The sequence below is a fragment of the Treponema sp. OMZ 803 genome, assembly GCF_024181165.1.
Lineage (GTDB): Bacteria > Spirochaetota > Spirochaetia > Treponematales > Treponemataceae > Treponema.
The window spans coordinates 758231-784437 of the sequence record NZ_CP051195.1 but is presented as its reverse complement, the minus strand read 5'-3'; the positions used below and the strand labels follow the sequence as shown (position 1 = coordinate 784437).

At 47.4% G+C, this 26207-nt stretch carries 22 protein-coding genes and 1 tRNA gene; 11 read left to right on the top strand and 12 right to left on the bottom strand.

Annotated elements, in window-relative coordinates; all coding sequences use genetic code 11:
* The first annotated feature begins 29 nt into the window (after window positions 1-29).
* Window positions 30-1967 (top strand): excinuclease ABC subunit UvrC, encoded by a 1938-nt coding sequence (gene uvrC / locus ABH09_RS03625; RefSeq protein ID WP_253715234.1) that lies wholly within the window; start codon window positions 30-32, stop codon window positions 1965-1967.
* A gap of 19 nt (window positions 1968-1986) precedes the next feature.
* Here uvrC and ABH09_RS03620 read toward each other — a convergent pair whose 3' ends face one another.
* Complete coding sequence (locus ABH09_RS03620) at window positions 1987-2877, bottom strand: RluA family pseudouridine synthase (RefSeq protein ID WP_253715233.1); 891 nt, start codon at window positions 2875-2877, stop codon at window positions 1987-1989.
* Window positions 2878-2999: 122 nt separating this feature from the next.
* Here ABH09_RS03620 and ABH09_RS03615 point away from each other — a divergent pair, with 122 nt between their 5' ends.
* From ABH09_RS03615 to ABH09_RS03595, 5 genes are all read left to right on the top strand, one after another.
* A complete protein-coding gene (locus ABH09_RS03615; RefSeq protein WP_253715232.1) occupies window positions 3000-3419 on the top strand; it encodes a hypothetical protein in 420 nt (139 codons plus the stop codon).
* 107 nt (window positions 3420-3526) lie between these two features.
* Window positions 3527-4519: a DHH family phosphoesterase gene (locus ABH09_RS03610; RefSeq protein ID WP_253715231.1), complete on the top strand. Its 993-nt coding sequence runs from the start codon at window positions 3527-3529 to the stop codon at window positions 4517-4519.
* Between the two features lie 70 nt (window positions 4520-4589).
* Window positions 4590-4781 carry a 50S ribosomal protein L28 gene (gene rpmB / locus ABH09_RS03605; protein ID WP_006189625.1) on the top strand — a complete coding sequence of 64 codons (192 nt, stop codon included), beginning with the start codon at window positions 4590-4592 and terminating at the stop codon, window positions 4779-4781.
* A 141-nt stretch (window positions 4782-4922) separates the two neighbouring features.
* The gene (locus ABH09_RS03600) at window positions 4923-5579 is read left to right on the top strand and encodes a DUF1007 family protein (protein WP_253715229.1); all 657 of its coding nucleotides are present in this window, start codon (window positions 4923-4925) and stop codon (window positions 5577-5579) included.
* A gap of 10 nt (window positions 5580-5589) precedes the next feature.
* The gene (locus ABH09_RS03595) at window positions 5590-6558 is read left to right on the top strand and encodes a HoxN/HupN/NixA family nickel/cobalt transporter (RefSeq protein ID WP_253715228.1); all 969 of its coding nucleotides are present in this window, start codon (window positions 5590-5592) and stop codon (window positions 6556-6558) included.
* A 131-nt stretch (window positions 6559-6689) separates the two neighbouring features.
* Here the strand turns inward: ABH09_RS03595 and ABH09_RS03590 are convergent, their stop codons facing one another.
* Genes ABH09_RS03590 through ABH09_RS03575 form a run of 4 tightly spaced genes read right to left on the bottom strand, consistent with a single transcriptional unit; the run spans window position 6690 to window position 8716 of the window.
* Window positions 6690-7166, bottom strand: coding sequence for a hypothetical protein (locus ABH09_RS03590; RefSeq protein WP_253715226.1), 477 nt, complete (start codon window positions 7164-7166; stop codon window positions 6690-6692).
* Window positions 7167-7186: 20 nt separating this feature from the next.
* Entirely contained in the window at window positions 7187-7834 is a 648-nt protein-coding gene (locus ABH09_RS03585; RefSeq protein ID WP_162662762.1) for an RNA polymerase sigma factor, read from the bottom strand.
* A 3-nt stretch (window positions 7835-7837) separates the two neighbouring features.
* A complete protein-coding gene (locus ABH09_RS03580) occupies window positions 7838-8209 on the bottom strand; it encodes a hypothetical protein (protein ID WP_162662760.1) in 372 nt (123 codons plus the stop codon).
* Window positions 8210-8233: 24 nt separating this feature from the next.
* Window positions 8234-8716, bottom strand: a complete 483-nt coding sequence (locus ABH09_RS03575; protein WP_253715225.1) for a flagellar basal body-associated FliL family protein — start codon at window positions 8714-8716, stop codon at window positions 8234-8236.
* 79 nt (window positions 8717-8795) lie between these two features.
* Here ABH09_RS03575 and ABH09_RS03570 point away from each other — a divergent pair.
* Window positions 8796-8879, top strand: a tRNA-Leu gene (locus ABH09_RS03570).
* A gap of 153 nt (window positions 8880-9032) precedes the next feature.
* Entirely contained in the window at window positions 9033-10853 is a 1821-nt protein-coding gene (sppA, locus tag ABH09_RS03565; RefSeq protein ID WP_253715224.1) for a signal peptide peptidase SppA, read from the top strand.
* A gap of 264 nt (window positions 10854-11117) precedes the next feature.
* On the opposite strand, the gene ABH09_RS03560 is transcribed toward sppA, so the two are convergent.
* The 5 genes from ABH09_RS03560 to ABH09_RS03540 all read right to left on the bottom strand — a co-directional run bounded on the left by ABH09_RS03560 (window position 11118) and on the right by ABH09_RS03540 (window position 17103).
* Window positions 11118-12128 (bottom strand): ABC transporter ATP-binding protein, encoded by a 1011-nt coding sequence (locus ABH09_RS03560; protein ID WP_305880072.1) that lies wholly within the window; start codon window positions 12126-12128, stop codon window positions 11118-11120.
* 12 nt (window positions 12129-12140) lie between these two features.
* On the bottom strand, window positions 12141-13199 hold the full coding sequence (locus ABH09_RS03555; protein ID WP_253715222.1) for an ABC transporter ATP-binding protein: 1059 nt from the start codon (window positions 13197-13199) through the stop codon (window positions 12141-12143).
* Window positions 13200-13201: 2 nt separating this feature from the next.
* The gene (locus ABH09_RS03550; RefSeq protein WP_253715221.1) at window positions 13202-14302 is read right to left on the bottom strand and encodes an ABC transporter permease; all 1101 of its coding nucleotides are present in this window, start codon (window positions 14300-14302) and stop codon (window positions 13202-13204) included.
* A 7-nt stretch (window positions 14303-14309) separates the two neighbouring features.
* A complete protein-coding gene (gene oppB, locus ABH09_RS03545) occupies window positions 14310-15239 on the bottom strand; it encodes an oligopeptide ABC transporter permease OppB (RefSeq protein ID WP_253715220.1) in 930 nt (309 codons plus the stop codon).
* Window positions 15240-15510: 271 nt separating this feature from the next.
* Window positions 15511-17103: a peptide ABC transporter substrate-binding protein gene (locus tag ABH09_RS03540; protein ID WP_253715219.1), complete on the bottom strand. Its 1593-nt coding sequence runs from the start codon at window positions 17101-17103 to the stop codon at window positions 15511-15513.
* 246 nt (window positions 17104-17349) lie between these two features.
* On the opposite strand from ABH09_RS03540, the gene ABH09_RS03535 reads away from it, so the two are divergent.
* From ABH09_RS03535 to ABH09_RS03525, 3 genes are all read left to right on the top strand, one after another.
* Window positions 17350-18255: an alpha/beta hydrolase gene (locus ABH09_RS03535; RefSeq protein ID WP_253715218.1), complete on the top strand. Its 906-nt coding sequence runs from the start codon at window positions 17350-17352 to the stop codon at window positions 18253-18255.
* A 2-nt stretch (window positions 18256-18257) separates the two neighbouring features.
* Window positions 18258-19487, top strand: coding sequence for a peptidase U32 family protein (locus ABH09_RS03530; RefSeq protein WP_253715725.1), 1230 nt, complete (start codon window positions 18258-18260; stop codon window positions 19485-19487).
* Between the two features lie 149 nt (window positions 19488-19636).
* The gene (locus ABH09_RS03525; protein ID WP_253715216.1) at window positions 19637-20830 is read left to right on the top strand and encodes a ZinT/AdcA family metal-binding protein; all 1194 of its coding nucleotides are present in this window, start codon (window positions 19637-19639) and stop codon (window positions 20828-20830) included.
* 192 nt (window positions 20831-21022) lie between these two features.
* Here the strand turns inward: ABH09_RS03525 and recG are convergent, their stop codons facing one another.
* Both recG and ABH09_RS03515 read right to left on the bottom strand, forming a co-directional pair.
* Entirely contained in the window at window positions 21023-23200 is a 2178-nt protein-coding gene (gene recG / locus ABH09_RS03520) for an ATP-dependent DNA helicase RecG (protein ID WP_253715215.1), read from the bottom strand.
* A gap of 94 nt (window positions 23201-23294) precedes the next feature.
* On the bottom strand, window positions 23295-25373 hold the full coding sequence (locus ABH09_RS03515; protein ID WP_253715214.1) for a right-handed parallel beta-helix repeat-containing protein: 2079 nt from the start codon (window positions 25371-25373) through the stop codon (window positions 23295-23297).
* Between the last annotated feature and the right edge of the window lie 834 nt (window positions 25374-26207).

The window sequence follows — 26207 nt, the reverse complement described above, 5'->3', positions numbered from 1 at the left end:
CGCATCGGTCTTAGTATTATCCTTACGATATGAGTGAACAAGCGGACGTGCGTGAGGCGCTTCATCAATATGCGCTGTCGGCGCCTAAAACCAGCGGCGTGTATCTGTGGCGGGATGAAAAAGATATCGTTATTTATGTCGGAAAGGCGAAATCGCTCAAGAATAGGTTGAGTTCGTATTTTGCGTCAAAGCGGGATATTAAAACCCGTATCCTCGTTTCGCGTGCGCGCCGCATCGAGTATATTCAAACCGATAATGAGTATGAGGCGCTGCTGCTTGAAAATAATCTGATTAAAAAATACAAGCCGCGCTACAATATCAATCTCAAAGACGGGAAAACCTATCCCGTGCTCAAAATTACCAATGAACGCTATCCGCGGCTGTACCGGACGCGGCGGATACAAAACGACGGCGCCCGATATTTCGGCCCCTTTCCCAATGTGCCCGCTGTTGATGATTTTTTGTCGCTCATTAAACGGACCTATACACTGCGGCAATGCAAGCGCTTAAAGAAGCGAGAGCCATGTCTGTATTTCCATATCGGCCGCTGCAGTGCGCCCTGTGCGGATAAAATTTCCGAAACCGACTATCGAAAGGATATTGATGAAATTGCGCTGCTGCTTGAAGGAGACTTGAAAAAACCGCTCGCCGAATTAACGGAAAAAATGAAAGCAGCAGCAGCAGCCCGCGAATTTGAAAAGGCCGCCCGTATCAGAGACGGGATGCAGGCGGTACGGGCGCTTCGAGGTCAGAACTCCGTTGAAGATATGGATCCGGAAGCCCGCGACTATATCGGCTGGGCGGCGGAAGGAGCGCTGATCACCTTTACGGTTTTTAAAATGCGGGGCGGCAAGGTTGTCGGACGGGACTTATACCGAACGGAAAGCCTCAAAGATGAAGCCGAGGTATTACCCGAATTTTTAATCGCATACTATACCGACCCGAAGCAGACTCCGCCGCATATCTTCGTGTGTGCGGGACAGGAATATGAACTCGCAGAGCAATGGTTTGCCGACCAGCTCGGCGTCAAAGTTACTATCACGGCGATTCCGTTGGAAGATCGGAAACAAGCCTCTGCAACGGATACGGAAAGCCTCACCGCTATAAACGAACGTTCATATCATATTGATAACACCGAAACGGCCGCTGCCGAAAAAACGCCGGTATATGGCGCCGCAATACTTCGGCGGCATAAAGCGGCGCTTGCAATGGCGCAGTTTAACGCAAAAGAGGACGCTGCCCGCCGCGTAAAGGAGCTGGGAGACTTCCCCGCCTTGGAAGAGCTCCAAAAAATATTATCGCTTGACCGGCCTCCCCACCGCATCGAAGGTTTCGATATCGCTCATTTGCACGGCAAGTACACCGTTGCCAGCCTCATCTCGTTTAAGGACGGCAATCCCGACAAAAAGAACTACCGGATTTTCAGACTGCGCACTACGGACGGCATTATCGACGACTATGCTTCTATGCGGGAAGCGGTGGCGCGGCGGTATACCCGTTTGCTGAACGAGGCGGCGGAACTGCCCGACCTGATTATGATAGACGGCGGCATCGGACAGGTCAATGCGGCCAAGGCGGTACTCGATGCCTTGGAGCTTGACATTCCGTTAGTGGGACTTGCAGAAAAAAATGAAGAGCTCTACCGGCCGCATATCAATAAGCCGATTGTACTGCCGCGGCGGAGCGCAGCCTTACGGGTACTCCAGCGGGTACGCGACGAAACGCACCGGTTTGCCAACACTCGCAACAACCGGTTACGCTCAAAAGAGGAACTGCACTTACAATTTGAACAGCTACCCCACATCGGGGAAAAACGGGCTGCGCGTTTGCTGCGCAGCTTTTCAAGTATTGAAAAGCTTGCGGCCGCTTCCGTGGAAGCGGCTGCCGCCGCGGCGCGGATTACGCAGGCTCAAGCGGAAGAAGTCATTGCCGCCGCCCGGAAAACGGCTCTTAAAAATGCCCTATAGGTAATATTTCCGATGCGGTTTATCTTGGGCGTTTGGCCGTACTACGTCTATCTCCGCTTTTGACACATAAAAGCCATTTTTCGGGTTCGGGGATTTCAAATGTTAAATGTTCTCCCGTAAACGGATGATTAAATTCGAGCGTCCGCGCATGAAGGGCAAGCCGTCCAAAAGGATTGGTCTTTGCTCGGTAATTTTCATCTCCGGCAAGAACATACCCTTTTGATGCCAAATGTGCCCGAATTTGATTCTTTCGTCCCGTTTCAAGGCTTAATTCAAAAAGCGTATGATGCACACCGCGCTCAATTATTTTGTAATGAGTTATAGCGCTTACCGTCTTAAAGCGGGCTTTATCATGCGGAACAAACCCTCGATTGTGCGCATTGTATGCAATTTCATCGTTAATCGTACCGCTGTTCTTAATTACGCCGAGCGTGCTCCGCGCATAATTTTCCTTCGCAGGGTTTTCCGCAACGGCACGGTAAATACGCCCCGTGACAAGAGTCTGCCAATTATCCATAATCTTTTTTTGGGATTTTTCCGTCATTGCAAACATCATTACCCCTGATGTTTCTCGATCAAGGCGGTGAACCGCAAACGGTCTATGAGCTTGAGAATACGTCCCCTTTTTGCGCATTATTCGCTCAAGAATTTCAAGAGCAGTCTGCGCACGGCTCCCCGGATACGGCACGGAAAGCATTCCGTCCGGCTTGTAAATCACCGCAAGATACTCATCTTCATACAGAATTGTAACTTTTTCCCGCTCGAAATCTCGCTTGTGTTTCTTTTTACATCTTGTTCCGGCTGTCATACTAGGATTCTCTTTTTCCCTTTGCCCGCCGTTTCCGCCGGAATATGAAAAAGGGAAGCGGGCGTTGTGTGCTATTGGTTTATGGAGAACGGTTTTATTCATACAAATATACAATCACAAAAGGTATCATATGTACAGTATGAATTGTCGGAGGCAATGCGCTGCCTTGCAATTTTTAATGTTCGTTGCTATAATTTTGTCATCATACTCTGTGGAGGAGCCTTATGAAAAAGATATCCCGTTATTTTGTTCTCTGCGTTTTGCTGTTTGGAGCTATAAGCGTATTTCCGCTTGCTGCCGAATCAAAAGAAGCTGATGTGTATTACGTTAATACCCAGCTTTTAAAAATATTTCCCCATCCAAAAGGATACTATGTTATCTATCGGCGAGCAGGTTTAAATACCGGAGAGGCCTTTATCCCGTTTGAATGGTTTAGCCCGAAAGAAGGCAAAGCGGATATTTCATTCATTAATACCCGCATTAATCCGTATTTGTCTTTCTTTATCCGTGACGGAAAATGTGAATACATTAGAATTTCTGCCCCGCGGCAAGATTTAAATACTTCAACATGGGGTATATTACCCAATCCCCAACAGTACAATGATAAATTTGACGGGGTAGAGACACTCGCACTTGAATTCTAATCTATACCGAAAGTGGGCATAAAGAGCTCTAAAAATTCGATTGATTTTCAGAGCTCCCCGTCATCTTAACACTATGTGCCCGTTTTCCATTTAAACTTAGGTTATTCATGAATAATATTATTACACCTGCCGTTCCGCAAAAGTTAATCGATTTTTTACATTTCTATCCGATGTTCCTCATAGTCGGCCATAAAGAGCCTGACGGAGATTGTATCGGAAGCAGTATCGCAATGTCACTTTTTTTACAACGACTGGGAAAAAAGACGCAGATGCTCTCTGCCGGACCGTTCCAGCGGTCGGAAATTCGGATGTATGAACCGCTTTTTTCCGCTCATGTGCCGGAATCACTCATCAAAAACCCTGAAAAAACCGGTGTCATCATTGTTGACTGTTCCGGGATAGACCGAACGGGCAATATTGCTGAAGAACTTACATATTTTCCTTCGATCTGTATCGATCATCATGCCACCAATACGACAAATGAAGCAAGCTCGCTTGTATATGCGGAAGCTCCTTCAACAACATTTATTATCCAAACAATTATCGAAAAGATGACCGGCTCCGTAACACGGGAGGAAGCGGAGATGTTGTTCTTCGGTCTTTGTACCGATACCGGCTTTTTCCGTCACTTGGATGAACGGAGCGGCGAGGTTTTTGCTCATACTGCACGGCTGGTACAGGCAGGTGCAAACCCAAAATATACATTTGCAGCGATTAACGGCGGTAAATCTTTCGGTTCACGAATACTTATCTCGCGTGTATTAGCCCGCATGAAGCCGTATTATGACGGGAGACTCATCGTTTCGTATGAAACGTACCAAGACAAACAAGAAATCGGCATCGAGAACAGGGATTCCGATATGGCATATCAGCTTATTCAGAGCATCGCGGGGGTAAAGGCAATTTGTATTGTACGGCAGGATACCGAAACACATTGCAGCGTCGGCTTCCGATCTCTCGATACTATCGATGTCAGTATTATCGCATCCTCTTTCGGCGGCGGCGGGCATAAACAGGCCGCAGGACTTTATATAGAAGGGATTGCCGAACAGTTGATACCTAAGTTCGTTGCGGCATTTGCCCCTCAGTTTCAAGATTGACATAACATTCGTTTTACAGTATACTATCCTGCGTTTTATTTTGAATAGATAAATCTAAGGAAGGTGAACTATGGCACGCAGATGCGATATTTGTGGGAAAGGGCCGATGAGCGGTAATACGGTTAGTAAATCAATGAATCACCAACGCCGCGTATGGCGCCCCAACCTTATCGACGTAAAAACGGAAATTGACGGTAGAACGTTAACATTGAAACTGTGTTCCCGCTGCTTAAAGAGCAACTATGTTGTTAAGAAAGTCTAAATATCCGTTTTTATTCTTACTAAAAAGAGTCCTCAGTAAGGACTCTTTTTTTATATCCGCCCTATAGTGTAAAAAGAAGCACGTAAATATGGAAATTTTGTGAGACTTTCCAGTATAAAAATATAACCTGAGGTATAAAGAATGATACGGTATACACATAAAAAAATAGTATGCATTTCGATTTTGCTAAGTACCTTGCTGTTTACGGCGCCGCTTCAACTGATAGCCCATCCGCACCTTTTCATTTCGGCTCAAACGGAGTTTGTATTAAATGAAGGAAAAGTCTTAGGCGCGTATGAAACATGGACGTTTGACCGTTTTTTCAGTGCGGATATTATTCAAGGTTATGATCTGAACCGAGACGGACTTTTTGATAAAGCTGAAACAAAAGATGTCTATAACAATGCTTTTATCAACACTAAAAACTACTCGTATTTTACCTTTATCCGGCAGGGAGATAAGCGCCATAGCCCCGAAAAGGTAAGCGATTTTTCCGTATGGCAAAAAGACGGCATCGCTTCGTATCGATTTTATGTCGATTTGTCAAAATACAGCGGTGATTTTTATTTTGCCGTATACGATTATAGCTTTTTCTGTGATTTCCGGTATGATGAAAAATCTCCGGTACTCTTTCGCGGGTCTTTCGGTAAAACGGCTCCAAGATATACGATTGCCGAAAACAAAAAATATCCTGTGTACTACGACCCTTTCGATACCGCCGATATGACAACCATGTATGATTCGTGGAAACCGGGTTTGCAAACCTACTACCCAAAAGAAATTCATATTACCTACTAAGGAACACCGAATGCGATACGGAGTTATCTTGTTTGTATTCTGTATTATAACCGGCGCTCTCTGGGCAAACCCCTTTACCGGCAAAAAAAATACGCCTGCTCCCGTCCGCACGGAGAAACCGGCTGATTTTATTGTAAACCGACAAGCGCAGCTGCACACAAAGCTCGGCGATTCCATCTATGAGTGGACGCAGACACATTCGGCACAAGCATTTTGGACAATTATCGGACTCGCCTTCTTTTATGGGATTATGCATGCGCTGGGGCCGGGACACCGGAAAACACTGGTGTTCTCATTTTATCTGACTCGGCAAGCCCCCGTGTGGGAGCCCGCTGTAACCAGCCTCACCTTAGCGGGACTGCACGGCATAACCAGCCTCTTGTTACTGTTAATCTTCCGCAATGTGAGCGGCGCGTTATCCGCACATACCGACTCTGCAGCAATTTACCTTGAAGGTTTTTCCTTTATTCTTCTGCTGCTGCTTTCCGTAGCTTCCATCTTGCATCTGTTGTCCGGTGTATTCCCCAATCGGTTTCCCCGGCTTCGTTTCAGCCGCCGCTCACTCACGTCCGATCAAAGCAGCAACCCGGCATATAACACAGGCAACTACGGTTCCGCACGGTACAAAAACTACCGCTCGCAAAGCCACACAGCCGGGAATATACAGTGGGGTGCTTTTTTACTCAGTGGTATGTATCCATGCCCCGCAGCCTTACTCGTGCTGGTACTGGTTTCTACGTTGGATGCGGCGGGTATCGGTATCATTGCGGTTATCGGTATATCGGCGGGCATGGCAATTCCCATCACCGTTGCAGCATACCTCGCATGGACGGGACGGCAGCGTTTGTTTAAGCGAATCGGCAAAACGCAAAAATATGCCGAAACAGCCGCATTAGTGCTCTCACTGGCGGCTTACAGCGCCATCTTTATTTTTTCGTTTATCGCAGTACTGCCTTTCATCAAAAGTGTGATAGGGTAACACCTCTCCCATTATCAACAACTTACCACATCTACTCTGTAGGTAATACAAAGAAGAACAGAAAGAAACTTGATTCGTGCAAGGGTTTAATACCCGTCATCCTCGGCAACGCTCGCATCGGGGGTGTTGATTTAGATTTGCGGCGTAAATTTTTCGGTAAAAAACACTAAGTTCTTTGCAAGAAATACTGCAGAATAGGTAACAATACTGCCGGCACATAAAAGCGCAAAGGGAATCCAAAAAGAATCGCCGAATTGGCTTAAATCGATTTTACCCATATCGCTGAATGGAAGGAGAATAAATCCGAGTATCAGAAATGTGCCAACCGCGATCCACGGAAGAATTGTTTTGTTTTGCTCCTGTCGGACAGCAATCGGTGCACTCTGTTTATTCAGCAAGTGTATTGTTCTCATCGTAGTATTGAGCATCCGCTCATCGGCTGCAATAGGTGTGTGCAGTATATGCCGTTGAACATTCTCTGCAGCCGCTATCCGGTTAACGGCTTGCCGACACGATGAACAGCATAAAAGATGCATTTTGAGCCCTGTCGGCATCGGTTCATGTTTATCGAGTAAAAGATACTGATCTTGAAAAATATCACAATGCATAGAATCTCCATCCATAATTACTAATGGGGTACAACGGCCGGATACGCAAAATTCGATCCCCGATGTGTGTATTCAAAGACCGCACGGTCTTCTTTAAGATATTCCCGTAAAATCTTTTTTGCACGGAAAATATGGGATTTTATCGTGTTCAACGGTAGTTCGGTGACAGCCGCAATGTCGGTATAACTCATATCGTAAAAGAAATAGAGGTCGATACAAATACGGTAACTATCGGGTAAATTACTTACTGCCTCACGTACCGACAAAATAATACATTCATTCAAATGTTTTTCTTCGGGATTATCCCCCCGATACTCAATTTCAGTACCATCTGCAAGCGAGGTATAGCTCCGCCGTTTTTTAACCGAATTAATTGCCGTATTATAGGCGATACGCATCAGCCATGTTGCAAAAGAAGCTTCCGCACGGAACGTTCCCAATGCAGAGTATGCCTTTAGCATCACATCCTGCACAAAGTCTTCACAATCGTCGGTGTTGTCAAAAAAGCTCAACCCGAGCATATAGACCCGTTTTTGATATTGCGCCGCCAAAACGGCGAAAGCCTGTGTATTGCCGTTTAATACCGCTTTGCACACCTCGTAATCCCGCAGCGTTTGATTAAGCCCTTCTTTTTTATAAACGGCAGCATAATCGGTTGTCATATTCATCGCCTATCCCTCCGTTTTTCCTTCCGGCAAAGCAGCGAATTTTTGCCCTTCTTTATTCCAGCTGCGGTGCGTAATAGTATAAAAAAGAATAAGGCTGATACCAAGCGCCAGCGGGATAAGCCCGCCAAGTAGAATATAACCGACACCGGCAATAAGATAGAATAGTCCGAATAACACGCTGCCGATAACGGTCAGCATAATACCTAACAGCAAGCAAAAAAGGCGGATATTAACAGCGGGTTGGATATAGGTGTTCGTCTTAATTTGAAGCATAATCTGCTTATGCCGCCATAAAAAATAAAAAAAGACCAAAACACTTCCCATCACAATTCCAACAATCGGAATAACGGCGATAATAATCTGTACTGCGACCATTTTTACTGCTTCCTTCCTTATTAACTAATAGAGAATAACGAACTCTTCAAAGTAGATATTATGTATCGAGCCTAATACGAGCTGCTTATTTATCCGTTCCATAAGCGCCCGTTTTATATCCTGTGGCAATTCACTGCTGAGCCGATACGCACTTTCGAGAGAGAACCAATCGAGTATGCTTTTTTTAAGTGCTTCTTTTTGTGCAACCAGTTCTTCCTGAAACGCAGTATCCGAAGCCTTATATTCAAGGAAAGGCTTGAGGATAACAGTGATCGGCGGATTATCGGCTGTAACGGCGCGAAGCTGACCAAGGTCTCCATACAACGCATATTCCTTAGGAGGAATATAAACGGCGCCCGCATCCGATTCCTCATCCTGCCGGCCGGAAGCCCGTTCTTTTGTCTTTTTGACAACAGCGATAACTGTTCCGATTATGATAGCCGCAATCAGAACAATGATAATGCCTCGCAACAGCTTAAATAGTTTGTCCGACGGATATACACTCATATTTGTGAAAGTATACCAAAAAAAAGCGATTGACAAAAGCCTCTTTTTATCTATAATGTGTTCATTGCAATGCGCTTTTGCCCCGGTGGTGGAATTGGTAGACACGCTAGTTTCAGGTACTAGTGCTTTCACGGGCATGGGGGTTCAAGTCCCCCCCAGGGCAGTCCTTCTGTCAGATACAGAATGTATACAATAGATATCTCCGGATAACCGATGACCCTTTTCATTCAAACCCGCACCGCATAAGCTTTTTTTACCGATAATACAGTTTTACCGAAATAATCTTTTAGAAAGCGCTATATCAAAGGAGTTTCCTATGAAAGATAAAAAACGCGGATTTTTTCGTTCGATCTTTCGCGGTCTTAATCTTCTTCGCCTCATTATTCTTAATCTTATATTTTTCATTTTGCTTTTTCTATTTATTGCAGGTATTTACAAATACAATGACGGCACGGGGAAACAAAAAAATACCCGCATTACGGTTTATGCCGACTCCCTTTTATTGATTAATCCGGCAGGACGCCTTACCGAAAAACCGGATGAATTTGTCTGGCGGAATTACCTGCTGTCAGACACAACTTCCGATGCCGTGTTATTATCGGATATTACCGATGCATTACGCCACGCCGCACATGACCGGCGGATAACGGGAGTTTTACTCGATCTTACCGGTCTCTACGGTATTTCCACAGGACATTTTACCGAATTAAAGACGGCATTGCTTGAATATAAAGAGTCCAATAAACCACTCTATGCTTTTTCAACAAGCTACGGATTAGGACGCTATTACATTGCCTCTTTTGCCGACCATATCTACCTTGATCCTATGGGTGAGGTAGACTTATCGGGATTTTACACCGAATCGCTTTTCTACGGAGAAATGGAACATAAACTCGGCGTTCGATGGAATGTTGCCCATGCGGGAGCTTTCAAGTCGATGGCGGAAACTTATACCCGTACCGAAATGTCTGAAGGAGTGCGTAACAATAATCTATCCGTACTGAAAGACTTATGGCACACATACTTACAGGATATAGCCACAAACAGAGCCGCCGACGCGAATAGCTTTGAAGCCTATACGGTGAACTATAACGATGCACTGCGGAAGGTAAACGGAAACAGCGCCCAAGCGGCACTTGATGCAAATCTGATCACCGATATCGGCACGTACGAAGAATGCGGCGTTGAACTCGGTGTATTGGATGAGGAAACATACAACCTTTCTTCACGGGATTTTATCAACTACAATAACTATAATAAGTCTTTTAAAAAGAAAGAAACGGATAATCGGATCGGGGTTATTTATTTAACCGGTTCGATTACGGGAACTACCGGCAATACTGCCGATAATGCGGACAGTCCTACCCTCGTAGATTTAGTCGACGAAGCTGCTGATGACGATTCAATTAAAGCAGTAGTATTACGGATTGATTCGGGCGGCGGAGAGGTGAATGCTTCTGAGGATATACGGAGAAGTTTAGATAGACTGTCGAAAAAAATCGGCAAGCCTGTTGTTGTATCGATGGGTGATATAGCAGCCTCGGGAGCATATTGGATTGCTTCTTCCGCCGACTATATTTTTTGCTCACCGTATACCATTACCGGTTCAATCGGTGTCTTTGCCGTTTCACCATCTATTCAAAAAGCGGTACAAGAATACTTCGGAATCCGCGCAGACGGAGTCAGTGTTTCCGGCCGTATGCCCTACTCAATTTTCCGCAATCCGACCGATGCAGAAAAAACGCAATCGGAATTGGAAGTTATGCATACATACTCAATCTTTTTAGATACGGTAGCGCAGGGCAGAAATCTCCCGCGTGCAACCGTTGAAGAATTAGCTCAAGGGAAAATTTATTCCGGAGCGCAGGCGAAGGAGTTGCAGCTCGCTGATGAATTAGGTGGTTTTACCGATGCCGTCAATTATGCCGCAACAAAGGCAGGCATAAAAGAAACGTATTCGTTAAAGGTTTTATATAAAGAGCCGCCCGTAGCCGATGAAATCTTAAAAACGCTGCTCGCAGAAAATGCCCGATTTTATAAAACCGCCGATCTGCAAGTATTGCACGAGCTTTTCGGACTGCACTCAAAAAAAGGCTTTTATGTATATACCCCAATCAAAGCACCAACGGAAGAGTGAAATCAAGCAAACGCATCAGACATTTCATCACTCAATGTACATCCGTGTACATTGAGTGATGGCGAATTTGCTATAAAGCAAATTCGCTGCTGTTTAATCCCCCCGCCATCCATGACGGATTTGCAAAACCCCGCAGAAGAATGAGACTGTTCAACCGGAATTGAACTTCTTCGCGGTTCAAATGGTCTCACAGCCTATTTATTTTGCGATTCTCATTTATTCCATCTGATGCGCTTGCTCTGCTACGCCGAAAACGGCGGCAGCTTATTCGCAGAGGAAGCAAGCAACTTGGTGGCCGTTTCCTTTGTCTTTCAGCTGCGGGATAGTGTTTTTGCAGTGCTCCATACGCTTGGGGCAGCGATCGTAAAAATAGCAGCCCGTGCGTTTTTCCGCAGGAGACGGTACGTCACCCGACAGGATAATGCGCTTGCGCTTACGTTCAATTTCGGGATCGGGGATGGGCGCTGCGGAGAGGAGCGCTTCCGTGTACGGGTGCAGCGGCTTTGAGTAAAGCTCTTCGGCATTCGCAATTTCTACGATAACGCCGAGGTACATAACCGCAACCCGCGTGGAAATATACTGGATAACGGCAAGGTCGTGCGCGATAAACACATAGGTAAGCCCGAACTCATCCTGCAAATCCTTAAAGAGGTTAAGAATCTGCGCTTGGATGGACACGTCGAGCGCACTGACCGGTTCGTCTGCAAGGATTAACTCCGGCTGAAGCGCAAGCGCACGGGCAATACCGATACGCTGCCGCTGCCCGCCTGAAAACTCATGCGGGTACCGGTTGCGGAAAAAGCGGGAAAGACCAACCTTTTCCATTAACACCTCGACACGGTCGTCAATTTCTTTTTTAGTATACGAAAGGATGCCGCGCTTCGTTAAAATCCGCATCGGCTCTGCGATAATATTTCCTGCCGTCATACGCGGGTTCAGCGATGCATACGGATCTTGAAATACCATCTGCATATCTTTTCGCGCCTGCATCAGCGTATGGTGCGAACAACCGGCAAGCTCCATCCCCTTAAACAGGACGGAACCCGACGTCGGCGTATACAGCTGTGCAATGGCGCGGGCTGCGGTTGATTTTCCGCAACCGGACTCCCCGACAAGGCCGAGCGTTTCACCCTTTTTGACCGAAAAACTGATACCATCCACCGCACGGATAGCACCTTTCTTACGTGAGAAGAGGCCGCCTTCCGCAAACGGAAAATGCATCTTTAAATCCTTGACGGTCAATAATGCTTCCGATTCGTTATATTTTTCTTCCATAATAAGCGCCTCCTATTCGTTATTTCCCGCAGATTCAGCTGCATCACTATTCGATACGGCGGCCGATTCCTTGGCACTGTTTCCCGACTGATAGAGCCAGCAGCTCGTGCGGTGACTGGGCGAAAGACTGTATGAAGCGGGGTACTCCGTCTTACACTGCGGCATCGCTTCACTACAGCGCGGATAGAATGGACAGCACGGCGGCAAGTCGATAACATTCGGCGGCTGCCCGCTGATAGAGAACAGTCGTCCGGTATTTTTCTTGTCCATCCGCGGCACCGATTTAATCAGTCCGCGCGTATAGGGGTGCGCAGGATTTGCAAACAGTTCATCCACCCCGCCCTGCTCTACAATACGCCCCGCATACATAACACATACGCGGTCGCACATACCGGCCACCAATCCGAGCGAGTGTGTAATCAGGATAACGGCAGTGCCGAGCCGGGCGCTCAAGTCCCCGATTAAGTCCAAAATCTGTGCCTGAATGGTAACGTCCAACGCGCTGGTCGGCTCGTCGGCAATCAGTACCTCAGGGTCGCAGCTTAATCCCATCGCAATCATAACGCGCTGCCGCATACCGCCGGAAAACTGGTGCGGATAACAGTCAACCCGCTTCTCCGCTGCGGGGATACCGACCAGCTTGAGCATTTCAATTGCCCGGTCACGCGCATCTTTCTTCGATAAGCCCTGATGCAGCCGGATTGTTTCTATCATCTGCGTCGAGATTTTTAAGAAAGGATTAAGACTCGTCATCGGGTCTTGGAAAATCATCGAGATTTTATTTCCCCGCAGCTGCCTAATCTCTTGCTTATCCATTTTGAGCACGTCTTTGCCGCCGAACCACACCTCTCCGCCGATAATTTTCCCCGGAGGATTCGGAATAAGGTTCATAATCGCTAAGTTGGTTACGCTCTTTCCCGAACCGGACTCGCCGACAATCGCCAGCATTTCGCGTTTATGCAAATCGAAAGAAACGCCGTCGACAGCCTTTACAATACCAGCATCAGTCCAAAACCACGTTTGTAAATTTTTAACCTGTAAGATCTTCTCGTCTGATTTTTGATTATTCATCGTTACACCCTATTTTTACTCTGAGGATCGAAGGCATCGCGGAGGCCGTCGCCGAGAAAGTTCATTGCAAATAAGAAAACCGTCATTGCGATTGCCGGAACCAACAGCTGCCACGGATAGAGCGTCATCACGCTTACACCATCGGACACAAGCGAACCCCATGAAGCACGGGGCGCCGAAACACCGAGCCCTAAAAACGAAAGGAAGCTCTCGTTCATAATAAAGCCCGGGATGGAAAGCGTCGAGTAAATAATGATAATACCGAGCGTGTTCGGTAAAATATGTTTAAAAATAATTCGCGGCGTAGAAGCCCCCATCGAACGGGCGGCTTCGACGAATTCGGCATTCTTTAAGCTGATAACCTGCCCGCGTACAACACGTGCGATGGTCAGCCACGAAACAAGTGCAATTGCGACAAACAGGATGACGATATTTTGCCCCAAGATCGCCATCATAATGATAACGACAAGCATATACGGCAAACCGTACATAATATCGACAAAGCGCATCAATACGTTATCGAGCCAGCCGCCGAAATAACCGCTCACCGCGCCGACCATTACGCCGATAAAAAGCGAGGTAATCGTACCGATAAGGCCGATCATAATCGAAATGCGTCCGCCGTATACGACACGGGCAAACATATCCCGTCCGAGTGCATCGGTACCAAAAAGATAGCGGCGGTTATGTACCGGATTATTCGTTACTTCCCGCTGTAAAGCGGCGAGCTCTTCTTTTTGCTTTTCGGAAAGATCCGCCCGACCTTCTTTTTTTGCCGTACGCATCATATCCGCACGAAGGACGCGCACCATCGTATCCCCGGCCTTACTAAGAGAAGGCGGCAGGTTTTGGTGGATAATCGTCTGTTCGGAATAAGAATAAATCGGCAGAAGCGGCGCTAAAAGCGAAAGCGCTGCATAAAAACCGACAATAAACAATCCGGTAAGTGCCATTTTATTTTTTTTCAGGCGCCGCCATGCGTCATCCCAGAGGGAAATCGGCTTCATCGATTGGTTAAATTCATTAACCGGAAGGCCGCCCTTCGTTTTAACCGGTGTAGCTTCCTGAGTTTGGTTTGTGCCGTCCGTTTGTTTAACGTCCATCTTAACCTCACTTATATGAAATGCGGGGATCGATAACCGCATAGAGAATATCAACAACAAAATTCATCAAAATCAAAATGATGGAATACATAACCACCGTTCCCATAATCAGCGTATAGTCGCGGTTAAGCGCTGACTGTACAAAGAAGGTACCGAGTCCGGGAACCAAGAATATTTTTTCGATAACAACGGAACCGGTGATAATACCCGCAAAAGCCGGTCCAAGATAACTGATAACCGGCAATAGAGCGCCTTTTAATGCGTGCTTAAAGAGTACGACAGGATACGAAAGTCCCTTTGCATACGCCGTACGGATATAATCCGAACGCAGTACCTCCAACACGCTGGCGCGGGAAAGGCGGGCAATGTATGCAAAATACGGTAATGACAGTGCAAGCGCCGGCATAATAAGCGTTTTAAGCCCTTGCCGGCCGGTAATCCAACCGGAAGTCGGCAGCCATTTTAGTTTTACTGCAAAAAGGAGCATTAAAAGCGGGCCGACAACGAACAGCGGTACCGAAATACCGATAACCGCTATGGACATCGATGCATAGTCGGCAATGGAATTCCGCTTTACCGCAGAAACAAGTCCTACCAGCAAGCCGAACACAAGAGCGCTGCAAAGAGCGGTAATACCGAGAATAAGCGAATTCGGCATCGTGTTGCCGATTAAGTCATTGACAGTGTAATCTTTATATCTGAACGACGGGCCGAGGTCTCCTCGCAGCATATTCCCCAAATACCGCACATACTGCTTGGGCAGCGGTTCATCCAAATGATAGACTTTATTGATGTTTGCGAGCACCTCAGGCGGAGGATTCCGTTCAGCGGAAAAAGGGCCGCCGGGCGCAACTTTCATGATAAAAAAGCTGAATGTTACAATTAGAAAAAGCGTCGGTATCAAACTGATTAACCGGCGTATGATAAATCGAATCATGCTTCCCCCAAAATTTGTATATGTTTACGGAAGCATTGATAGGATAAAAAATGAGTACACCGATTACTTCATGCATTATGCTAAACCGGTCTCCTTGCGAATGATATCAATACTCCACACTCATATTTTTTAATTTAAAGGAGCTCGGAGATGTCTCAAAAGTCGTTTACTTTTTCGCCATCCCCAAGCTCCTGCCGCGTCGGCATGATCCGCTAAAATCAACCGATGCTATTGAGACATCTTGAAACTTCAGATTCCAAGAACAGTCTCATTATTTTACTTTTCTGATACCGACGTAGGGATTAATATTCTGCGGATTGGTGTACCAACCTTCCCACTTTGCCGTATCGATAAGGTTCTGGCTGACATACGAATAGATCGGCAATATGGCCTGGTCTTCTTCCAAGAATACCGATTCCGCTTCGTGCAATACCTGGAACCGTTCCGCCCCGCCTTTCATTGTAGCGGCTTTACGAATCAATGCATCGAACTTTGGATTGCTGTATTCGCCATCATTATTGCCGCTGCCGGTTATAAAGAGCTCCAAGAAAGTGTTGGGATCCTGATAATCGCCTGTCCATCCTGCACGGGAAATGTCGAAATCATGCTGATTACGCATATCGAGGAACGTTTTCCATTCATAGTTCTGAATCTTGATGTCGATACCGAGATTCCGCTTCCATGACGCCTGCACATATTCGGCGATCATTTTATGACCTTCAAGCGTGTTATAAATAACCGTTAATACGGGGAAATCTTTTCCGTCAGGGTAACCCGCTTCCGCAAGAAGCTTTTTTGCTTGTTCAGGATCAAATCCGGCGCCTTCTCCAGGTGTATAACCTGCCATCGGAGGTACCATCGATCGGGTTGCAAGCTGGCCGCCTTTTGTTACCTTTTCTACCAATTCCTGTCGGTCTAAGGCCATCGTTAAGGCTTTGCGTACACGAGCATCCTGCAGCGGGCCGCGCTTTACGTTGAAGATATAGTAATAGGTAGAAAGCTGAGGCGCAACCTGATAGTCGGGCATCTGCTTTACTTCATCGATACGGGGAACGGGAATACCGGCTTCCCAATCTATCTCTCCGGCCTTGTACTTTTCAAACGCCGTATTGCTGTCTTCGATCGGTAAGAATGTTATACGCGAAAGATGGACGTTCTCTTTATTCCAATACTTTTCGTTCGGTACGACAGTAACTTTCTCCTGCGGTACCCACGATTCAAGCACGAAGGGGCCGTTTCCGACGAAGTTACCGGGTTTAATCCAGTCGGTGCCGAATTTTTCAATTACATGAAGCGGTACGGCATTAAAGGCATAGTGTGCAATAACATCGATTGCATAAGGAGCGGGGCCGGTCAGTTGTACTTCAAAGGTGTTGTCATCGATAGCCTTAATTGCAACAGCAGACGCATCCGCTTTACCGGTGTTGTAATCCTCAGCACCTTTTATGACCATATTGATCATAAAGGCATATTGGGAACCTGTCGCAGGGGTAAGCGTACGCAGCCATGAATCGACAAAGGTCTTTGCGGTAATCGGCGTACCGTCACTCCATTCCGCTTTACGCAGGTGGAAGGTATAGGTCATACCGTCTTCGCTGATATCCCACGATTCTGCAACACCGGGAACAGCATTGCCGGTTTTGGGGTCATACGTTACCAAACCTTCAAACAAGGCCAGATTGATACGATGTTCCGGCACCCCCTCAATCTTCGCAGGATCCAAGCTCTGCGGCTCTGCGCCGTTACCGATAATAAACTCGGTTCCGGAACTTGCATTTTGTCCAGCGCTCCCACCGCCGCAGCTTGCTAAAATTAGCGCGACGCTCATCAAAGCAGCTAATAAGCATATCATCTTGTGCTTCATACTCTACTTCTCCTTTTAAGTTATAGTGAGTGATATTATTTAATTATACATAATCTTGTCGTTATATCAAGTATATTTATACAATAAATCCGGGAAAACCGTATATTTTTACATTTTCTGCCAAGACAAACGCATCAGACACTTTTTTGAGTATCCCGCAGAATAATGAGGCTGTTCAACCAGAGTAACGCCAAGGAATTGCCATATAGACTAGCATTATCAAAGAAGATTCTGTATACTACCCCGATGGATGGGATAAATTCATTGCGACAGATTCAAAAATCATTCAAAAAGGCTCTTTATTCTCCTAAAATACCATTGAGTACCATTCGAGAAGAATACGACTCCTTTTTTTATACGCCGTATCTACCAAACAATACGGATATAACACGCGAGACAATCGGTTCGGTGCCGGTAGAGATATTAAAGCCGGAGGTAGCGGCGGCAAACCGTGTCATTCTTTATGCGCACGGAGGTGCTTTTGTTAACGGTTCGTGTAAGGCTTCGAGGAACTTTTGCGCTTCGTTTGCTCATGAATGCGCGTGCACATTGTTTTTGCCGGAGTACCGCCGTGCGCCGGAATATCCTTTTCCTGCCGGTTTGGAAGATATCTTTATTACATATAGAGGCATGCTGAAAAAATATGCTTTTTCTCCGGAATCGGTCGTTATTGCAGGGGACGAGGCGGGAGCAAATTTGGCGGCCGCACTTGTTCACTATTTAAAACAGAAAAAACTGCCGCAGCCTGCCGCACTCGTACTCATTTCGCCGTGGCTGGATGTTTCATGCTCAAACGAAGAAATACATACGTTACAGAAAACCGATAAATTCTTGCTAAAGGAATCGTTTCAAGCGGCAGCCGGACGCTATACGACACCTGATAATTTGCAGAACCCGCTGGTATCCCCGCTGTACGGTTCCTTCGCCGATTTTCCGCCGGTTTTTATTCAGTGCGGCGGTAAAGAGCTCTTTTTAGCGGATGCGAAAGCGCTCGTACAGAAGATTGAAGCGGCCGGTGGACAGGTGCAGTTAGATATATGGCCTGAGATGTGGCATTTCTTTCAGGCAATGGACGCACAGGCAAAAGAAGCTCACTTAGCGGTAGAAAAACTGGGGCAATGGGTGCAGTCTCTTTTTATTGAGGAAGAATAATGATGGAATTGGTAGCCCCTGCCGGAAATCTGGAAAAACTGCACTACGCATGGGAATACGGAGCGGATGCCGCCTATATCGGTCTCAAAAACTTTTCGTTACGGGTAAAAGCAGATAATTTTTTTACCGACGAATACAAAACTATCAGCGCACTGAAAGAGCATTATGCAAAACAGGGAAAATCAAAGAAACTGCTCTGCGCACTGAATATTTCTTTCCATAATGAAGACATTAAGGCCTTTTTGGCGGAAGCCGATTATTTTAAGCTTTATCCCATCGACGCCTTTATTGTTCAAGATGTCGGAATGGTTTCCGTACTGCGCAAACATTTCCCCGATACGCCGCTCCACCTCAGTACACAGGCAAACTGTATCAACTATGAAGCGGTGCGCATCTACCGCGATCTGGGGTTTAAACGCGTGGTACTCGGTAGAGAGGCCTCGCTTGCCGATATTGCCGAAATAAAAGCGCATGTACCGGAGATGGAGCTTGAATGCTTTGTGCACGGCGCGATGTGCATTGCGTATTCGGGGCGATGTCTTATCAGTGCATACCTTACCGGCCGCAGCGCAAATGCCGGCGCCTGCACCCACTCCTGCCGCTGGGACTATTCGCTTGCCGTTGAAGAGAAAGAACGCCCTGGGGAATACTTTCCCGTAGAAGAGGGCGACGGCTATACGGCGCTTTTTTCATCTAAAGACCTTTGCATGATAGACTACCTTACCGACCTGAAAAAGGCGGGAGCCGATGCGCTTAAAATAGAAGGAAGAATGAAAAGTCTCTATTATACTGCGCTCGTTACCCGCGCCTACCGGAAGCGGATCGACGCCTTATTCGGCAAAATCTCTCCTGCCGAAGCGGAGCCCTTTGTGAAAGAGTTGTACAATACGGCGCATCGTGCGTTCGGTACCGGCTTTTATTTTTCAAAGGATGATGCAAATAAAACAACCCGCGGGGAATCCAAGTCACCGTATAATATGGCCGGTACCATCGGGAAAGAGCTCGGCAACAATCGCTACGAATTCATATCGATGAATAAGATTACCGCAGATATGCCGCTTGAGTACATCGGCCCCGACATCTGCGCAATCGAAGACCGCAATTACACCCTGCTCGACCCCGAAACCGGCACCGCCCGCGATTGGGTATGCCATGGACATCCCTGCATTATCGAAACGAACATCCCGCTGCGCAGCGGTTTCATTGTGCGTACGAAAACCACAGAGCAATAGTTTTACTTGCCAATCCCGAAACGGGAGAAACACTCGCCCCAAATATAACGGAACCGGCAGAATAGCCCATTTTATTCGTGAGATATTGTTAGAAGAGATTGACATTTTTGATAATTTTTGTCAGTATGAGCAAACTTTAGGAGGTTTAGATGTTATCTAAAAAACATATCGTATACGGAGCGGCGGTATTGCTGCTTGCCGTATTTTTTACCGGATGTAAATCGACATCCGCAGCTGCAAAGCTCGAAGCGGGAAATGAACTTTCTGCGTGGAAGGGCGAATGGCAATCCTTTAGCGCGATTTCCGGCGCAACTCAGTTGAACGACGCATATAGAATGCAGGCGGAAAAGATGCCGTACTATACCGAAGACGGATTAAAGGCGGCGGTTTCCGATATGTTTGCAACACCTATCGTAAAAGCAAAGTTTGACGGTTCCAACACCGTACTGTTTACCGTAATGGACAAAGACGGCAACGAAAAACAAATCCCGTGCGAATACCGTTATACCGGAATGAAACCCATGCAAGGGTTTGAAGGCCATTCATGGTATGCATTTGAAGCGATAAAACCGGTACAAGGTTTAGCGGAAGCGCAGTATCTTATTATCATGCCCCCACATCGGGATTCCGAAGACAGCTTATTGCACTGGCACGCACGGTTTGGTAGCAGAGACATTAATTCACTGGTAGAAAGCGATCCGCTCTGGTGGCCCACCTACGCCGATACGGCAGTCTCGCATGAAAGCCTGTTAAAAGAAATGACCGATACGATTAAGGAAGTTGCGGAGATGTTGCCGAAAGCGCCCCTTATGCCGTATATGGGTAAATGGGTCAACACTGCACTGATCTACGACGATCCTCGTCCTGCCGTTCAGGAAGCGTATGCAAAGCTCATTAAAGAATTTTCCGGCAAGAAAGACGGCAGCGACTTTACCAAAGAAGAAATCATTATGATGGCAAAGAAAAGCTACGGTACCGCTTCCGACTTTACACACCTTGAATTCGTTACCGAAAACGATAAAAACGAAATGGTTGTATGGAAGGGTATGACCGAAGTTTCGAGAGTTGCTTACAGTCGCGACGGCGCCAATAAACTGCGCGCTACGGCAAATGCATTTGTTGCTTCCGACCGGCAGAAAGCGGGAAAATTCGCCTTTTTATCGATGACAACACCGCACGGTAACCCCGCACACATGCATTTGTGGTACGGGATGAAACCGAGCGAAATCGAAAAGACGGACGGTGCAAAACCGACCTGTATTCCTGCTGACAGCTCTGAAGAACAGGTCGCAACCCGCGTACTCGGTACGTGCCGTAAGCTTTTAAAAGAAGCGACAAAATAACTTTAAAACGAACGATTAAATATAAAACAGACTTTTGAGAGACTAACATAAGTACAGGTCTGTTCAAAAACTGACGTTTTGAACAGACTCTCTGATTTTAGCTGCGACTATCAATAAGAAAGAGTAGGAATTTATTTCTCCCAAAATAAGTTTTTGAGCGGTCTTATATGTCCCCATAAGGCCGCTCTTTTTTTATTCGGCAGTCTTTGTGCTTTCCCGTTGCGTTAATCCGCGCTGCGCGGCAAGCATTTCGAAGGCGGCAATGCGAGCTTTTTCCAATAGCGCAAAGTCGCGGATGGGATCGGCAAGTTCAAAACCGCAATAGCCGGACTGCTCAATGCCGCCGATGTCTCCCGGCCCCCGCAGCTTCAAATCTTCTTCCGCAATAACAAATCCGTCAGTCGTGCTTGCCATCACCTTGAGCCGCGCCATGCCGGTTTCGGTAATATTCTTCCCATAGAGCAAAAAACAATAGGATTGATCGCTGCCCCGTCCGATTCTGCCCCGCAGCTGATGCAGCGCCGAAAGGCCGAAGCGGTCGGCGTGTTCGATGACCATACAGGTCGCGTTCGGCACATCAACACCGACTTCAATAACGCTGGTAGCCACAAGGATGTGAATAGCGCCTGAGCGGAACTCCTGCATAATAGCCCGCGCTTCGTCCTCCGGCACCTTGGAATGCAGGAGCGCAAGCCGGTGATGGGGGAAATCCCGCGTCAGCTCCGCGAACATATCTTCCGCCGATTTAAGGCTGAGCGTTTCCGAATCTTCGATAATCGGGTACACAAAATAGGCTTGCTTCCCGGCAAGGATATCCTGTCCGATAAAATAATATACTTTTTCGGCTTTGCTCTCGGGAGCGACATAGGTAATCACCGGCTTGCGCCCGGGAGGCATTGTTTTGATGACGGAAATGTCGAGGTCGCCGAACATCGACAGCGCAAGCGTCCGCGGAATGGGCGTCGCGCTCATCATTAAAAAATGCGGAGCCTTTTTTCCGCTGTCGATACCCTTTTGGATAATTGCAGAGCGCTGGAGTACGCCGAAGCGGTGCTGTTCGTCGATAACAACCATCCGTAGATTTTTATACAGCGTCTGTGCGGAAAAAAGGGCATGCGTACCGATGATGAGGTCGATATTACCGGAAGCAAGCTGCTGTAACAGCTGAGACCGTCCCGCTGCTTTGAGATTGCCGGTTAAAAAAGCGAGCCGTACGCCGAGCGGTTCCAAAAGCTTTGCTGCGTTATCGGCGTGCTGCCGTGCCAGCAGCTCAGTCGGCGCCATCAGCGCCGCCTGTCCGCCGCCTTCTATCACTTTTAAACAGGCTAAAAATGCAACAAGGGTCTTGCCCGAACCGACATCGCCCTGAATAAGGCGGGCGGCGGGCGCCGTTCCGTCGAGGTCGGCGTTAATCTCTGCAGTAACGGCTTGCTGGTCTGCGGTAAGCGTAAACGGCAGACGCGAGAGCAGCTCCTTTTGCAGCGGGCTGTAAGTGTACTGTAACGGCTCCGCAGACGGTTGAGCCGTCGCCGATTGAACCGCACCTTCCGAAGCGCCAGCCTGCACCGCTGTTGCTTGCCCATCTTCTGCTGCTTGACCGTCTCCGTTCTCCGTCTGTGCAGGAAATACGCTCCCCTGCCCTTTTGCCCCCGGCGTACGCGGCAATACACCGCGCCGCTCAAGTGCACGCATACCGACAGCCGCTTCGTAGAGGAAGAACTCCTCAAAGATGAGCGCGGTGCGGGCGTTTTCCGCCTCCTGCATGGAAGCGGGGCGGTGCATTGCAAACAGCACGGTTCTTTTATCGGGGTAGCCGTATTTGTTTAATACATCGGCGGGAAGCTCGGAATCGATTCCCCGCGCATACGAATTGAGCGCCTGCTCGATGAGCTTACGCAGTTTTGTCTGTGTTAATCCCTGCGTCAGCGGATATACCGGCAAAACACGGCGCTCCGCCGTATCGTATTGTTCTATATCGAACGAACTTGATTGGATAGCCCCGTATTTAACGGAAAAACTTCCGTAGACCAGCGCCTTTGTACCTTCCGGAAACGACTTCTCTAAAAAAGGTCGATTAAAGCACGCCAACTCGCCGCGGGTTCCTTCCGAATCGCAGACAATCAACTTGAGCGTTTTCATACGCCCGTAGCCGAACCATTGCTGATCCATAACCGTTACCGGAACATTCAATTTATGAAATGTATTCCATTCGCTGAGCGTATTATACCTGCTGCGATCTTCCCATGCGCGCGGCCAGAGCCGCAGTAGATCACCGACCGTCGAGACCCCCAGCCGGTTCAGTTGTTCAACAGTTGTTTTCCCCGCCCCATACAGATTTGACACGGGCGTTTGAATTTCTCCAATCAGCATGGGGGCAGTATACCACAACAAAAAGCCTTACGGCGAGATGTTTCGTTATATAAGGGAGCAAATGCATCATAGTGTTTTTATCGGTGTCGATTCTTTATAGGGGTAAACGATATTCGACAATTGGTAGTATACCTTGATGAACGCCGCCGTGTACATTTGCTAACGGCGAGTTCTTGCAAAGCAAAATCTCGCTACTGCTTATACCCACGGACATCCCTGCCCGTTCAGCTTGGGCTATTTCCCGATAGATTGGAAAGGGTCCCCCGACATTCTTTATACTATTGTTGGGATCGGTACCGTTATCGTGTATCTTGCCTCTCTGCCAGCTAACATAGCCGTCGTTTATATACAACGCGGTTCCGGCAGCAGCTACTCTTGCGGGTATTGGTTTTCCATGATACCGTATTTCGGGGCTTTCGGGATCGCTTTTGCCGGTTTCTCCGATAGTCAAGCGACCGCCCCCACAAAAAATACCCATACCTTTACAGTCACAGAATTTCGACGTGTACGGCACACATTGATTGTTTTCTATTACCGTATGCCCTTTAATAATGGTAATAGAGCCGGTTGTAGCGCTACAAGCTAAACCGCAACCTTTGGCTTCTAAGCGCGAATCCGAACTGGTTTTGCCGCTCATGTCGATGATGTTCTCAGCGATTGTACCGCCGTCGATTACCGCCGTATAGGGGCACCACGGCAGACTGATACCGCCGCCTGACGAATCTGCAATGTCACCATCATCTTGAACGGTATTATTTTTGATTATACAGTTTATCATCGTAAGGCGCTTGTTCCCTGTGCCATGGTCGTATCGTATTCCTCCGCCGGGCGCTTTACTGATACAGTCTTCCACCGTTACATTGATAAGCGTCAGATTTGCGTTTGCCGACGCCCAAATCCCGCCGCCGCCTGATTCCGCTATATTGGCAGCTACAGCATCCTTGCCGCGCTTTAACGTAAGGTTTTGCAGTGTAACGTCAACAGCGCCCTTTACCGTGAATATCCGGTGCGAACCTGCAATGTTCGTACTCGATGTCGGCCCAAGATGCCCCGCGTCAAGAACGACGGGCGAATTGCCGGGCGCCCCCTGAATGGTTAGATTTTTTGATATTTCGATTTGTCCACGGTTGTCAGGGGCGTTTGTCGCATTAATAGTGCCGCCGCTTAAGGTTATCATGCCGCCGTCAGCAACACTTGCCACTGCATCCCGTACCTTTTTCCATGCTTTGGAGGAACCGCTCGTGTCCACACTATATCCGAGCGTACGCGTCTCTTTTGCATCCGACATTAAGTTTTTTGTATCGGCGAGCCGTATGCGGTAGGTATGCGGTGACGCGGCTGTAAGATCATACGGCTTTATATCCGTTTTAAGGTACACAACCCACCTCGAACCGGGGGATGGCAACGCGTAAGAAGAGTCTGAAAACAAAGGATCGACGTTTGCGCGCGATAACAGTTCTCCGCCTGAATGCGTTATGTCAAAACCCGTACCATTTACGCTTATCGGGATGGTCTCTTCCGTTCCGCCGTCTTTTGTAACGCGAAGCGCAACGATATCCCCATGCAGCTTGTCGCCGCTGTTTACGGGATCAAGTATGTTGGTACCGTCAATTTCACAGCACACGACATAATATGCGGTCGAACCCTTAGTTTTCGCTATGGTTATTTTCGTAATCTCAGGCGGCAGGGTGTTGACCATTATATTTGTTTTGAAAGTTTGCGTGAACGGTCTTCCGTCATCGCTTTTTAGCGTAATAACCGGCCCGATATCGGCGGTACCCCATTCATACTTTTTTAAAAAGCTGCTTTTATACGTCAACTCCAAGGTATCGGGAGCACTTTGCTTGAGTATATAATCCGTACGCGGCACCGGTTGAGACGGCAGACCGGGAAAACGGATAACGGCTGCCGCATCCAAGACAGTAGTCGGCGTGACAAATTTAAATTTTTTGGGATTCCGCACCGTCAGTATGACCGTTGCATCACGATCCGAAGGGAGACACGCAACGCCTACATCGTTTCTATAGTATTTCGTATTGATCTTAAAACCGGTAACGGCGGCTTCCGATGACCAATAACTTAAAAACTCCTCAATATCAGCAGCATACGGCTGACAACAGGCAAAGATAAGGCTGAAACCGATCACCGTTATAAAAGTAATAAACTTACGCATAGCGTTTCTCCTTAATACGCACTATGACAGAAGTTACAAGAAAAGACAATATCATGAGCAGGGGGCTACAGGGATGCCATCGTTCAGAAATGTCCGTCCTTGTACATTTCTGAACTTCGAGTTTTTCATAAACGAAAAACTCGATACTGTATAGAACCCCGGACATCCCCGCCCACGAATGTACATCCGTGTACATTTGTGGGCTACGAGTTTGCAAGCAAACTCGCTTCTGTATGGAACCACCGACGTCCTTGTCGGTTCTGAAAAGCCTTTTACCATTAGCTTTTTTGAAAATAGACAGGATAGATACGAGGCACGCCCAAAAATGAACATCCTTGTTCATTTTTGGGCTACAAGTTTGCAGGAGCAAACTTGCTTCTGCTGGGAACCACCGACATCCATGGCACGTTCAAAAATTGACCTCCTTGTCAATTTTTGAACGCGAGTTTTTGCGCCGCAAAAACATCGCTGCTGATTAGAACCACCGACATCCCCGCCCACGAATGTACATCCGTGTACATTTGTGGGCTACGAGTTTGCAAGCAAACTCGCTACTGCTCAATTTCACGGACATCCCTGTCCGTTCTGAAAAGCCTTTCACCGTTAGCTTTTTTGAAAATAGGTGGAGCAGATGCTAGAAGCGTACAAAAAACACCCGCAGGCGTACTTTTTGTACGTCGAGGACTGTTTTTTGTTAAGCGACAACGCAGATGCCCGCCTATTTTCAAAAAAAAGGTTTTGAAAATTTTCTACTTATATAGTATAATACGCAATTGTACGGAGATTTAACTTCTGCTGCTTAAAGAGCACAGTTAAAGTTAAATACCGACTTAT